9 protein-coding genes are annotated in these 12,473 nt (G+C 71.6%); all 9 read right to left on the reverse strand.

Annotation, left to right across the window (positions count from 1 at the left end):
- Nucleotides 1-42: 42 nt before the first annotated feature.
- On the reverse strand, nt 43-1,287 hold the full coding sequence (gene ftsZ / locus QMG86_RS21980; RefSeq protein WP_281874571.1) for a cell division protein FtsZ: 1,245 nt from the start codon (nt 1,285-1,287) through the stop codon (nt 43-45).
- A gap of 350 nt (nt 1,288-1,637) precedes the next feature.
- The gene (locus QMG86_RS21985; protein ID WP_434085518.1) at nt 1,638-2,360 is read right to left on the reverse strand and encodes a cell division protein FtsQ/DivIB; all 723 of its coding nucleotides are present in this window, start codon (nt 2,358-2,360) and stop codon (nt 1,638-1,640) included.
- 6 nt (nt 2,361-2,366) lie between these two features.
- Nucleotides 2,367-3,890 carry a UDP-N-acetylmuramate--L-alanine ligase gene (gene murC, locus QMG86_RS21990; protein ID WP_434085517.1) on the reverse strand — a complete coding sequence of 508 codons (1,524 nt, stop codon included), beginning with the start codon at nt 3,888-3,890 and terminating at the stop codon, nt 2,367-2,369.
- Complete coding sequence (murG, locus tag QMG86_RS21995) at nt 3,887-4,990, reverse strand: undecaprenyldiphospho-muramoylpentapeptide beta-N-acetylglucosaminyltransferase (protein ID WP_281874572.1); 1,104 nt, start codon at nt 4,988-4,990, stop codon at nt 3,887-3,889. Before murG ends, murC begins: the two co-directional genes overlap by 4 nt.
- Complete coding sequence (gene ftsW / locus QMG86_RS22000; protein WP_434085516.1) at nt 4,987-6,492, reverse strand: putative lipid II flippase FtsW; 1,506 nt, start codon at nt 6,490-6,492, stop codon at nt 4,987-4,989. Before ftsW ends, murG begins: the two co-directional genes overlap by 4 nt.
- A 151-nt stretch (nt 6,493-6,643) precedes the next feature.
- On the reverse strand, nt 6,644-8,101 hold the full coding sequence (murD, locus tag QMG86_RS22005; protein ID WP_281881067.1) for a UDP-N-acetylmuramoyl-L-alanine--D-glutamate ligase: 1,458 nt from the start codon (nt 8,099-8,101) through the stop codon (nt 6,644-6,646).
- A gap of 47 nt (nt 8,102-8,148) precedes the next feature.
- On the reverse strand, nt 8,149-9,225 hold the full coding sequence (gene mraY, locus QMG86_RS22010) for a phospho-N-acetylmuramoyl-pentapeptide-transferase (protein WP_159840394.1): 1,077 nt from the start codon (nt 9,223-9,225) through the stop codon (nt 8,149-8,151).
- Nucleotides 9,222-10,751 carry a UDP-N-acetylmuramoyl-tripeptide--D-alanyl-D-alanine ligase gene (locus QMG86_RS22015; RefSeq protein ID WP_281874573.1) on the reverse strand — a complete coding sequence of 510 codons (1,530 nt, stop codon included), beginning with the start codon at nt 10,749-10,751 and terminating at the stop codon, nt 9,222-9,224. Before QMG86_RS22015 ends, mraY begins: the two co-directional genes overlap by 4 nt.
- Nucleotides 10,748-12,331 carry a UDP-N-acetylmuramoyl-L-alanyl-D-glutamate--2,6-diaminopimelate ligase gene (locus QMG86_RS22020; RefSeq protein ID WP_281874574.1) on the reverse strand — a complete coding sequence of 528 codons (1,584 nt, stop codon included), beginning with the start codon at nt 12,329-12,331 and terminating at the stop codon, nt 10,748-10,750. Before QMG86_RS22020 ends, QMG86_RS22015 begins: the two co-directional genes overlap by 4 nt.
- Nucleotides 12,332-12,473: the final 142 nt, after the last annotated feature.

The following is a 12,473-nucleotide window of genomic DNA, read 5'->3' on the forward strand; positions in this document are numbered from 1 at the left end:
TCCAGCTCGGTCCCGGCCTGCGCCGGAACCGGACTCCAGCGCTCAACCCCTCCGCATGAACGACGGCACGTCCACGTCGTCGTCATCGTCGTCGGCGTCCGGCGGCGTGATGTGCGATCGCGTGTTGCTCGTCACCGTCGGCTCGCCCAGCGTCCGCGGCCGTTCGGTGTCCCGGTAGCTCGGCAGCGCGCCGCGGCCCGCAGTACCGGTAGGAGACGTGCTCGGAGTGCTGTCGCTGCCGCGCGCGGCGATCTCACTGGCTCGGCTCTGCCCGATCTCGCCCGATCTCGCCGTGCCGATGGTGCCGCGGCCCGCGCTCTCGAAGGTGCGCCGGGCCGGGCCGCCGCCGTCGAAGCCCGCCGCGATCACGGTGACCCGCACCTCGTCCCCCAGCGAATCGTCGATCACCGTTCCGAAGATGATGTTGGCCTCGATGTGCGCGGCCTCCTGCACGAGCGAGGCGGCCTCGTTGATCTCGAACAGGCCGAGATCGGATCCGCCCGCGATCGACAGCAGCACGCCGTGCGCGCCGTCCATCGACGCCTCCAGCAGCGGCGAGTTGATCGCCGACTCGGCCGCTTTCACCGAGCGGCCCTCGCCGCGCGCCGAGCCGATGCCCATCAGCGCGCTGCCCGCGCCGGACATCACGCTCTTGACGTCGGCGAAGTCGACGTTGATCAGACCGGGGGTGGTGATCAGGTCGGTGATGCCCTGCACACCGTTGAGCAGCACCTCGTCCGCGGAGCGGAAAGCGTCCATCAAGCTCACCGCCGCGTCGCCGAGCTGCAGCAGCCGGTCGTTCGGGATGACGATCAGCGTGTCGCACGACTCGCGCAGCAGGTTGATGCCGACCTCGGCCTGGTTCCCGCGCCGCTTGCCCTCGAAGGAGAACGGGCGGGTCACCACGCCGATGGTGAGCGCGCCGAGCTTGCGCGCGATCTGCGCGACGACCGGTGCGCCACCGGTGCCGGTGCCGCCGCCCTCACCCGCGGTCACGAAGACCATGTCGGCGCCCTTGAGCACCTCTTCGATCTCGTCCTTGTGGTCCTCGGCGGCCTTGCGCCCCACCTCGGGGTCCGCGCCGGCGCCGAGACCGCGGGTCAGCTCACGGCCGACGTCGAGCTTGACGTCGGCATCGCTCATCAGCAGCGCTTGGGCGTCGGTGTTGACCGCGATGAACTCGACACCTTTGAGTCCCTGCTCGATCATCCGGTTGACGGCATTCACACCGCCGCCGCCGATACCGACGACCTTGATCACCGCAAGGTAGTTGTGCGGGGGCGTCATGGGCTCTCGCCTTCCTTCGATCTAAAGCCTGTCGTTTCCGGATTCTCGGCACACGCTCATGGGCCCGTTCCGGAGTCGGGTCGCTGCGAGGAGCGAACCGCGGCTCGGGCAAACTCTAAAGCTCAACCATAGGGTTAGCGTTATGTCAAGTATCCGACTGGTGCGGAACGCTATTCGCAGCCGACGCGATACGCGCGCAGGCGCGCCGAAACGAGAGCCAGAATCTTGCGTGATCCCGCTCGTCTCGCCGCTCCACACGTCGTATGGTGAACGGTTGCCCCCCGGCCCCCTTCTCCGCGCCGGAACTACTCCCGGACCGCCGAAAAATACCTGGGCGCAATGGGTGTGGATCACTTTACCGTGACCAGATTGGGACTCGACACATCGAACACCGTTCCGGGGCGCGTCAACAACGGCAACACCACCGCCGCCTTTCGTTCGGCGTCGTCGCTCCCGCCCCAGAGTACCGTGCGGCCGTCCTTCAGATTCAGCGAAATGTCCGAAAGGGACCGCGCCGCAACCTCACTCACCTGAACTGCCAGCGCAGGCGGCACGATGGCGAGGATCGCGACCGCCGCCCTGGTCACCGGATCGGCGCCGCCGGGATGATCGGTGATCAACTTCGGCACGCCGATCGGCGCGGGCTCGACGGCGAATTCCACGCCGTCGGCGTCCAGCAGATGCGCGCCCTCCTGGCTGTCGTAGAACAACACCGCCGCACGCTCGACGACGGTCACCCGGATCGTGGACGGGAATATCCGCTGCACCCGCGCCGTGCGCACCTTCGGAATGCTCGCCACCCGCCGGGCCATCGCATCGGTGTCGATCCGCAGAATCGAGCGGCCGGAAGGAATTTCGAGCAGATCCCGCACTTGTTGCTCGGGCACCGCCACCGCCCCGTCGATCCGCACCGTGCGCACCGACAGCGCCGGGGTGAACCAGGCGATGGCGGCGACCACTGCAAGGACGCACACGCCCAGCAATCCCCACAGGCGAATCCGGCGCCATTCGATCTCGCCGAACCGATCGCCCGCGCGACGCCCGGCCGCGCGCGCCGACCCGACTCCGCGCACCCCCGGTCACCGTCCGTGCTGGGGACGCGCCCGTAATCCGTCGAGAATCTGGCTGCCGAGCATCGTCACGTCGCCCGCGCCCATGGTGATCACCACGTCGCCGGGCAACGCCAGCCCGGCGACCTGGCGCCCGACCCGCGACATATCCGGTTGGTAGTGCACCGGCTTCGTCACCGACTGCGCGACCAGCGCTCCGTTCACGCCCGGCAGCGGTTTCTCCCGCGCGCCGTAGACGTCGAGCACGACGACCTCGTCGGCCAGGCTCAGCGCGGCGCCGAAGTCCTGCGCGAAGGTCGCGGTCCGGCTGTAGAGGTGCGGCTGGAAGACCACGATCACCCGGCCCTGCCTGGAGCGGGCGCCGTCGCGGGCCTCCTGCTGGACCAGTTCGGCGGCGGCGCCGAGCACGGCACGTACCTCGGTGGGATGGTGGGCGTAGTCGTCGAACACGCGCACGCCGTTCTCCCGCCCGGCGAACTGGAACCGGCGGTGCACGCCGCCGAACCCTTCCAGGCCCTGGACGATCTCGCCCACGTCGGCACCGGTGGCCCGGGCCGCGAGCAGCGCCCCGAGCGCGTTGAGCGCCATGTGCCTGCCCGGCACCGACAGGCGCAGCGTGCGCGGCGCGGCCTCGTCGGCGAGCTGGAATTGCGCGAGGCCGCCGACGTCCCGCGGCTCCCAGCTGTGCAACCGGGCGCCCACCGGGACCGGCGCGTCCGCGAGGTCGCCGGAGCCGTAGCCGAGGACGCGCACGTTCCGCTCGGCCAAGCGCGCGCCGACCCGCTCGGCCAGCGCCCGCGAGCCCGGATCGTCCAGGCACACCACCAGCAGGCCGCCCGCGGCCAGCCGATCGGCGAAGTCGTCGAAGACCTGCACGTAGGCCTCGTCGGAGCCGAAGAAATCCAGGTGATCGGATTCGATGTTGGTGACCACGGCGACGTCCGGGTCGTACTGCAGCAGCGAGCCGTCGCTCTCGTCGGCCTCCGCCACGAAGATGTCGCCGGTGCCGTGATGCGCGTTGGTGCCCGCCTCGTTCAGCTCGCCACCCACCGCGAAGGACGGATCGAGCCCGCAGTGCTGCAACGACACGATGAGCATCGAGGTGGTGGAGGTCTTGCCGTGCGTGCCGGAGACGAGCAGGGTGCGATGGCCCTGCATGAGCGAGGCCAGCACCGTGGGCCGCAACAACACCGGGATCTCCCGGCGCGCGGCCTCGACCAGTTCCGGATTGGTCTTCGGGATGGCCGCGTACGTGGTGACCACCGCGGTCGGGCCGCCTGGGAGCAGGTCCAAGGCGGTGGCGTCGTGGCCGATCCGCACCTGCGCGCCCCGAGCGCGCAAGGCGAGCACGCCCCGGCTCTCCTTCGCGTCCGAGCCCGACACGGCGCCGCCGCGCGCCAGCAGGATCCGCGCGATGCCGGACATCCCGGCCCCGCCGATGCCGACCATGTGCACACGCTCCAGCTCCGGGGGCAGCCCGGTCCGTTCGGCGCCGGTGTCCGGGGCCACCCGGTCGGCGGTGGTGTCGCTCATCGGCGCGCCACCTCCATCGCGATCCGCGCCACCTCGTCGGCGGCGTCGCGGTGCCCGGCGCCTGCGGCGGCCCGGCCCATCTCGATCAGCCGTTCGGAGTCCATGAGCAGCGGAATCACCTCATCGATCACGTACTTCGGCGTCAACTCGGAATCGGGGACAATTCTGCCACCGCCCTGGCGCACCACGGGCCGGGCGTTGAGTTCCTGCTCCCCGTTGCCGTGCGGCAGCGGCACGTAGAACGCGGGCAGCCCGACCGCGGAGACCTCCGCGACGGTCATCGCGCCCGATCGGCAGACCACCGCGTCGGCGGCGGCGTAGGCGAGGTCCATCCGGGACAGATACGGCACCGCCACGTACCGGGCGCCGTCCCTCTCGGCCTGGTCCACCTCGAGGGTGTTCTTGGGGCCGTGCGCGTGCAACACCGAGATACCCGCGGCGGCGAGCTGCGCGGCGGCGCCGGAAACCGCCTCGTTCAGCGTCCGAGCACCCTGGGAACCACCGAAGACCAGCAGCACCGGCCCGTCGGCCGGGAGGCCGAAGTGCGCACGTGCCTCGGCGCGCAGCGCGGCGCGGTCCAGTGTGGTGATCGAGGCGCGCACCGGGATGCCCACCACCCGCGCGTCCGGCAGACCGGAGTCCGGGACCGCCGCGAGCACCCGCGCGGCGCGGCGAGCGCCGACCTTGTTCGCGATACCGGCCTTCGCGTTCGCCTCGTGCACCACCACCGGGACCGGGCGTCTGCGGCGCAGCACGCCGGCGCCCGCCGCCAGATACGCCGGAAGCGCCACGTAGCCGCCGAAACCGATGATCACGTCGGCCTCCACCGCATCGATGATCGCCCGGGTGGCGGCCACCGAGGCCCGCACCCGGCCGGGCAACCGCAGCAGATCGGCGGTGGGTTTGCGGGGCAACGGGACCGGAGGGATGAGCTCGAGCGGATAGCCGCGTTCCGGGACCAAGCGGGTCTCCAGGCCGCGTTCGGTGCCCAGTGCCGTCACTCGGATGCCATCGTCGAGCCGCCGCAACGCGTCGGCCACCGCCAGCGCCGGTTCGATGTGGCCCGCCGTGCCGCCGCCCGCGACGATTACCGAGATCACCTGGATCTTCCCCGTTCTCTTGCGTGATTGACCGGATAGCTGGGTTCCCAAGCCCGGGTGGCGCGCGCCGAGCTGGTGCCGCGGCTCTCCGGCGAGCGGCGCCGCGCCGGTTCCGCGCCGAACCGGCCGCCCCGCCCCCGCGGGAGCGCCGACGGTCCGCGGTCGGCCTGCCGCGGCGCCCGGCCGCGGCGGGCCGCGCTCGCCCGAGCCGGGGCGTACACCTCGGGTTTGGGCAACCGCAACAGCCTACTGAAACGGCCGTCCTGTCCGGCGTGCAGCGCCGCGACGGCCTCCGGCTCGTGTCGCGCGGCATTGGCGATGAGCCCGAACATGAGCAGGGTGATCGCGAGCGACGAGCCACCGGCCGACACCAAGGGCAGCTGCAACCCGGTGACCGGCAGCAGACCTACCACGTACCCGATGTTGATCATGGCTTGTCCGGCGATCCACGTCGTCGCGGAGGCGGTCAGCAATTGCAGGAACGGATCAGCCGACCGGGCGGCGATGCGCAGTCCGGTGTAGACGAACAACGCGAACAGCCCCAGCACCAGCGCGCAGCCCAGGAAGCCCAGCTCTTCGCCGATGATCGCGAAGATGAAGTCGTTGTGCGCGTTCGGCAGGTAGCTCCACTTGGCTCGGCTCTGTCCCAGCCCTCTGCCCCAGATCCCCCCGTCGGCAAGCGAATACAGGGCTTGTCGCGCTTGGTAATTGTCGCCCTGCGGATCGGAGCCCGGATTGAAGAAGGACCGGACCCGATTCGACCGATAACCGGCCGACATCGCGAGCACGCCCGCGGCCACCACACCGGAGATCGCGATCGTCACGAACAGCCGCACCGGCAGACCGCCGAACCACAGCAGGGCGCCGAGGATGATGCCCACCGCGACCGTGGTGCTGAGATTCGGCTGGACCACGATCAGCAGGCACACCAGCACGCCCGCCGGGACGAGCGGCACCAGGATGTCCCGCAGACTCGAACCGATCGCGCGCCGGGAGACCAGCAGGTGCGCGCCCCAGACGATCAAGGTCACCTTCACGACCTCCGACGGCTGCACCGAGACGGGGCCGAAGATCAACCAGCGACGCGCACCCTGCACCTGCGTGCCGATCCCCGGGATGAGCACCAGGACCAGCGCCAGCACCGACATCGCGAACAGCGGGAACGACGCCTGGCGCAGCAGGCGCAGCGGAACCCGCAGGGCCAGGTAGAACAGGACGGCGCCGATCGCCGCGAACAACGTCTGCTGGATGAACAGGGAGTACGCCGACCCGCCCTCCGCGTACTCAACGACTCCGGATGCCGACAGGACCATGACCAATCCGAGCGCCGTCAGCAGCGTGGCGATCGTCACGACCAGATGGAACGACGCGAGCGGCCGCGCCAGCCACGACGCGGGACCTCGTCCCGCCCCGCCGACGCGCGGCGCTTGCGGGCCGGCTTTTCGCGCGGCCGAGGTCCGGGCCGCCCTACCGGTCCAACGCCTGCCGTTACCCGAAGTCACGAAACGTTCTCCCGCCCTGCCCTCTGTCGTCGCTCTCGGAGGGCGTCCTGGCCGCGGCGACGGCGTGCACCGGTGTGGCTGCCGTCCGATCCCGGGGAGATGACTGGGCCGACCGGGGCGGGCCGCCACACCGCCCCGCCCCGGTCGGCAGTCACCGCAAACCCCCGGCGTCGGTGGTCCCCAGGTCACCGTCTTCCAGGGCGTGCACCGCCGCGGCGAAGCTGCGGCCCCGATGGGTGTAATCCTCGAACATGTCCAGCGACGCGGCGGCGGGGGCCAGCAGCACGGTGTCGCCGCGGCGGGCGAAACCGGCGGCCGCCCGCACCGCACGCGCCATGACCGCGTCGGCCGCGGCGGCTCTCGACGCTTCGTCACCCATCCGTGCATCGTCTCCCGCGATCAGCTCCACCACGGGGACCTCGGGCGCGTGTCGCGCCAGCGCCGCCGCGATCACCGGCGCGTCCGCGCCGAGCAGCACCGCGGCGACCAGCCGGTCGGCGACCTCCTCGACGAGGTCCTCGACGTGCGCGCCCTTGAGCTGGCCACCGGCCACCCAGACCACCTGCTGATGCGCCAGGATCGATGAACGCGCGGCGTGCGGATTGGTGGCCTTGGAGTCGTCGACGAACTCGACGCCGGCCAGCTCGCGCACGAACGCCGACCGGTGCGGGCCCACCTTGTGCTCGATCAACCCTTCCCGGACGAACTGCGGCGCCACATCGATCGCCCTGGTCAACGCGGACGCGGCGAGCGCGTCGGCGACCCCGGCGGGGCCGGGCGGGCTGATGTCGCCGACCTCGGCGAGGATGGCGGCCTTGGTGAACGCGCGGTCGAGCAGTTTGCCGTCCACGACGCCGAGTTCGCCGTCGGCGGGCACACCGACGCGGAAACCCACGGTCCGGCGTGCCTTGGACTTGCGGCCCAGCGAGGCCGCGACCGGATCGTCCAGACCGACCACGCCGACCCGGCCGACCAGCGCCCTGGCCTTGGCCGCGGCGTAGGCGTCCAGGCCGCCGTGCCAATCGAGGTGATCCTCGGCCACGTTGAGCACGACCCCGGCCTCCGGGCGCACCGACGGCGCCCAGTGCAGCTGGAACGACGACAGCTCCACCGCGAGCACCTGCGGACCGGGGTTGCGCCGCAGGGCGTCCAGGATGGGAAGGCCGATGTTGCCGCAGGCGACGCTGGCGATGCCCGCGGCGCGCAGGATCGCGTGGGTCATCTGGGTCGTGGTGGTCTTGCCGTTGGTGCCGGTGACGACCAGCCATTTGCGGACCGGACCGTAGATCCTGGCCTGGTCGACCCACCAGGCGAACTCCACGTCGCCCCACACCGGCGTGCCCTCGGCCACCGCCGACGCCAGCACCGGCGAGTCCGGCCGCCAGCCCGGGCTGGTGATCACCAGCGCGAACCGGCTCCAGTCCGTGTTCTCCAGCTCCGTGGTGGTGGCCACGTCGAGCCCGAGCCCGGCCGCCTCGGCCAGGGCGGCGGCGCCGCCGTCGGTGACCACCGGGCGCGCGCCGATGTCGAGCAGCGGTTCGACCAGCGAGCGTCCCGACACTCCCCAGCCGGCGACCAGGACGTCGCGGCCGCGCAGGAATTCCAGCATCGGCCCCGGTGAGCGCAGGGCGCGCGGCGAATGTTCGACCATCTCGCTCACCCGACCGCGGAGAGGTATTCGCTGTAGAACAGCCCGAGCCCGACGGCGGACGCCATCGCGGCCAGCAGCCAGAACCTGATGATCACCGTCGTCTCGGCCCACTTGCTGAGTTCGAAGTGATGGTGGAACGGCGCCATCTTGAACAACCGGTTGCGCGTCGTGCGGAAGACCGCGACCTGCAACACCACCGACGCGGTCTCGGCGACGAACAGCGCGCCGATCACGATCATCAGCAGTTCGGTCCGGGTGGTGATGGACAGGCCCGCCAGCAGGCCGCCGAGCGCGAGCGAACCGGTGTCGCCCATGAAGATCTTGGCCGGGGCGGCGTTCCACCACAGGAACCCGACGCACGCCGCCGCGCCCGCGGCGCAGACCAGCGCGAGGTCCAGCGGATCGCGCACGTTGTAGCAGCCGGTCTCGGGCTTGGTCTCGCAGGCGTGGTAGTACTGCCAGAACGTGATGATCACGTATCCGCCCAGCACCAGGCTCATCGATCCGGCGGCCAGCCCGTCGAGTCCGTCGGTGAGGTTCACCGCGTTGGACCAGGCGACCACCACGAAGCAGACGAACACCAGGAACACGACCACGCCCATGGTGACCGTGCTGATGTCGCGCACGTAGGACAGGTGCCTGCTGGCGGGGGTCAACCCGCTCCCGCCGCGGAACTGCAGTGCGAGAAAGCCGAAGATCACGGCCGCGGACAGCTGGCCGATGTACTTGCCCGCCGCGGTCAGGCCCAGGTTGCGTTGCTTGCGGATTTTGATGAAGTCGTCGACGAAACCCACCGCGCCCAGAGCCGTGGCCAGTCCGAGCACCAGCAACGCGGACGCCGACGGACCGTCGGCGTCGTAGCCGATGCCGATCAGATGGGAGCCGAGGTAACCGGCCCACATGCCGACCAGGATGGCGACGCCGCCCATCGTGGGTGTACCGCGCTTGGCCTGGTGGCTGGCGGGTCCGTCGACCCGGATCTCCTGCCCGAAGCCCTGCTTGGCGAACAACCGGATCAGCAGCGGGGTGAGCAGGATCGAGACCGTCAGCGCGATCGCCGCGGCGAAGAGAATCTGCCTCATCCTGCTGCCTCCGTGTCCTGTCCCACCCCGCTGTTCGCCGCGCCGCCGCGTGCGGCCGGGTCGGTCAGATGCTCGGCGACCGCCCACAAGCCGACCGACTTCGATGCCTTCACCAGCACCACGTCGCCGGGCGCGACTTCCCGTTCGAGCAGCGCGATCGCCGCGTCGATGTCCGGTACCAGGACCGATTCCTCACCCCATGACCCTTCCATCACCGCGCCCTGGTGCAGCGCGCGGGCGGGCCGCCCGGTGCCGACGACGACCACCCGGCTGACGTCCAACCGCACCGCGAGCCGCCCGATGGCGTCGTGCTCGATGACGGATTCCTCGCCGAGTTCGGCCATTTCGCCGAGCACCGCCCAGCTGCGCCGCGGCGACTCGCCCGCGCGCGCCATACTCACCAGCGCCTTGAGCGCGGCGCGGACCGAATCCGGATTCGCGTTGTAGGAGTCGTTGACGACGGTGACGCCGTCCGCGGTTGTCCGTACGTCCATCCGGCGCGCGGACGCGGCGCGCGCACCCGACAGCGCCGCGATGACGGTGTCCAGATCGGCGCCGCACTCCAGCGCGACCGCGATGGCCGACAGCGCGTTGCCGACCTGGTGCTCGCCGTGCACGGCCAGGCGCACCGGCGCGCTGCCCGCGGGGGTGTGCACCGTGAACGCGGCCCTGGCCTGGTCGTCGAGCCGGATATCGGTGGCCCGCACGTCGGCGGTCGCGGCTTGCCCGACGGTCACCACCCGCGCCGACGTCCGCGCGGCCATCGCGGCGACCTGCGGATCGTCGGCGTTGAGCACGGCGAGCCCGGTGGGCGGCAACGCCTCGACCAGCTCGCCCTTGGTCTTCGCGATGGCCTCGCGGCTGCCGAACTCGCCGAGATGCGCGGTGCCCACGTTGAGCACCACGCCGATGCCCGGGGGCGCCACCTCGGCCAGCGCGGCGATGTGCCCTGGTCCGCGCGCGGACAGCTCCAGCACCAGGAACCGGGTGCCCGCGTCGGCGCGCAACGCCGTCCACGGGTGCCCGAGTTCGTTGTTGAACGATCCCGGCGGGGCCACCACCGTGCCCAGCGGCGCCAGAACGGCGGCCAGCAGGTCCTTGGTGGAGGTCTTGCCGGACGAGCCGGTGACGCCGACGACGGTGAGCCCGCCCGCGGCGACGAGACGCGACACGCTGGCGCGGGCCAGCGCGGCGAGCGCGGTCAGCACCGCGGCGCCGGAACCATCCGAATCATGGCTGAGCGCAACCGACTTCGACGGTACGGCGCCGCGGGTGGGGGTGACCACGATGGCGGGCACGCCGACCGGGCGCGCCGCGAGCACCGCCACCGCACCCGCGGCGATCGCCGCGCCCGCGTAGTCGTGACCGTCGGAGCGCTCGCCCGGCAGCGCCAGGAACAGGTCGCCGGAACCGATTCGGCGCGAATCGAATTCGACCGCGCCGGTCACTCGCACCTCCGGGTCTGCGACGTCGTGCAGCGTGCCGCCGACGACCTCCGCGATCTCCCGCAGTGTCATCTCGATCATGAAACCGTCAAGTCCTCCGCGTGGTTACCTTGCGGACTGCGTCTTTCCAATGCGGCCGCGAGTACGTCGCGGTCGTCGAAGGGGTGCTTCACGCCCTGGATCTCCTGCCCTGCCTCATGTCCTTTGCCCGCGATCAGCACCACGTCACCGGGGCGCGCCCACGCCACCGCCGCCGCGATGGCTTCCGCTCGGTCACCGATCTCCCGCACCTCGCCGCGCTCGGCCTCCGGGACCGCCAGCGCACCGGAGCGCACGGCGGCGCGAATGGCCGCCGGGTCCTCGGTGCGCGGATTGTCGTCGGTGATGACCAGCAGGTCGGCGCCGCGCGCGCTCACGGCGCCCATCAGCGGCCGCTTCGCCGCGTCCCGGTCACCGCCCGCGCCGACCACCACCGCGAGCCGTCCCGCGGTGTCCGCCGCGAGATGCCCGCGCAGCGTGGCGATCACGGACTCCAGCGCCGCGGGCTTGTGCGCGTAGTCGACGATCGCCAGGAAGTCCTGTCCGCGCTCCACCCGCTGCATCCGGCCGGGCACGTCCACGGTCGCCAGCGCGGGCGCCGCGACCGACGGCTCGACGCCCGCCGCCGCGCACACCGCCACCGCCAGCAGGCCGTTGGCGACGTTGTAGTGGCCGGGGAGCCGCAGCCGCACCGGGATCTCCCCGTGCGGACCCGCAGCGGTGAAGTCTTGCTCGCCGCCGTGCGCCGCCACCGGGCCGGTGACGCTCCAGGCGGCGGTCCGGGTGGTCGCCACCGTGACGGGGTTCGGCAGACCGGCGGCCAGCCGCTGCCCCCACTCGTCGTCCACGCAGACCACGGCGGTGCGCGCCGCGACCGGCGAATCAGGTTCGAACAGCTTGCGTTTGGCGGCGAAGTAGTCCTCGAAGTCGGCGTGGAAGTCGAGGTGGTCCTGGGAGAGGTTGGTGAACGCGCCCACCGCGAACCGCACCCCGTCCACCCGGCCCAGCGTCAGCGCGTGGCTGGACACCTCCATCACCACCGCGTCCACGCCCTGCTCGACCATCAGCGCGAACATCGCGTGCAACTGCGGCGCCTCGGGCGTGGTCAGCGCGCTCGGCACCCGCCTGCCGCCGATCCTGGTCTCGATGGTGCCGATCAGCGCGGTGGACAGCCCCGCCGCGGCCAGGCCCGCCTCCACCAGATAGGAGGTCGTGGTCTTCCCCGAGGTGCCGGTGATTCCCACGATGCGCAGCCGCTCCGACGGATTGCCGTAGATCGTCGCCGACAGCTCGCCCAGCACCGCTCTCGGGTTCTCCCGCACCAGCACCGGCACGTCCAGCGGACCGGCCAGCTCCGCGCCCGCCGCGTCGGTCAGCACCGCGACCGCGCCCTGGGCCACCGCGTCCCGCGCGAAGCGCGCACCGTGCGCGCGGGCGCCGGGCAGCGCGGCGAACAGGTCACCGGGCAGCACGGCGTTCGAGCGCTGCTCGATGCCGGTGACCGACACGCCGCGCACAGCCGATTCGGGACTCGTCGCGGCGCCGATGACGGCGGCCAGCGACGCCAGCGGCGTTGACGGCGAATGCTCTGGCCGCAATGCGCGCGGTTGACCGGACTGCACAGAAACCAGGCTCCTTTCGGGGGCGGCGATCGACGTGTCAGGTTACCGGCGACCGGTCACGGCGGGACCATGCGCCCCATCGCAAGGCCGGGGAGGTCGCCCACCGCACCCTACGGGTTCGCCCGCCCGCTCCGGACCGCGC

This window comes from Nocardia sputorum (assembly GCF_027924405.1).
Classification (GTDB): domain Bacteria; phylum Actinomycetota; class Actinomycetes; order Mycobacteriales; family Mycobacteriaceae; genus Nocardia; species Nocardia sputorum.

What these genes read in the sequence shown, in the direction of transcription:
- murD (WP_281881067.1), bottom strand. Translation starts at nt 8,101, where the DNA reads ATGCTGGAATTCCTGCGCGGCCGCGACGTCCTGGTCGCCGGCTGGGGA.
- QMG86_RS22015 (WP_281874573.1), bottom strand. Translation starts at nt 10,751, where the DNA reads ATGATCGAGATGACACTGCGGGAGATCGCGGAGGTCGTCGGCGGCACG.
- mraY (WP_159840394.1), bottom strand. Translation starts at nt 9,225, where the DNA reads ATGAGGCAGATTCTCTTCGCCGCGGCGATCGCGCTGACGGTCTCGATC.
- murC (WP_434085517.1), bottom strand. Translation starts at nt 3,890, where the DNA reads ATGAGCGACACCACCGCCGACCGGGTGGCCCCGGACACCGGCGCCGAA.
- ftsZ (WP_281874571.1), bottom strand. Translation starts at nt 1,287, where the DNA reads ATGACGCCCCCGCACAACTACCTTGCGGTGATCAAGGTCGTCGGTATC.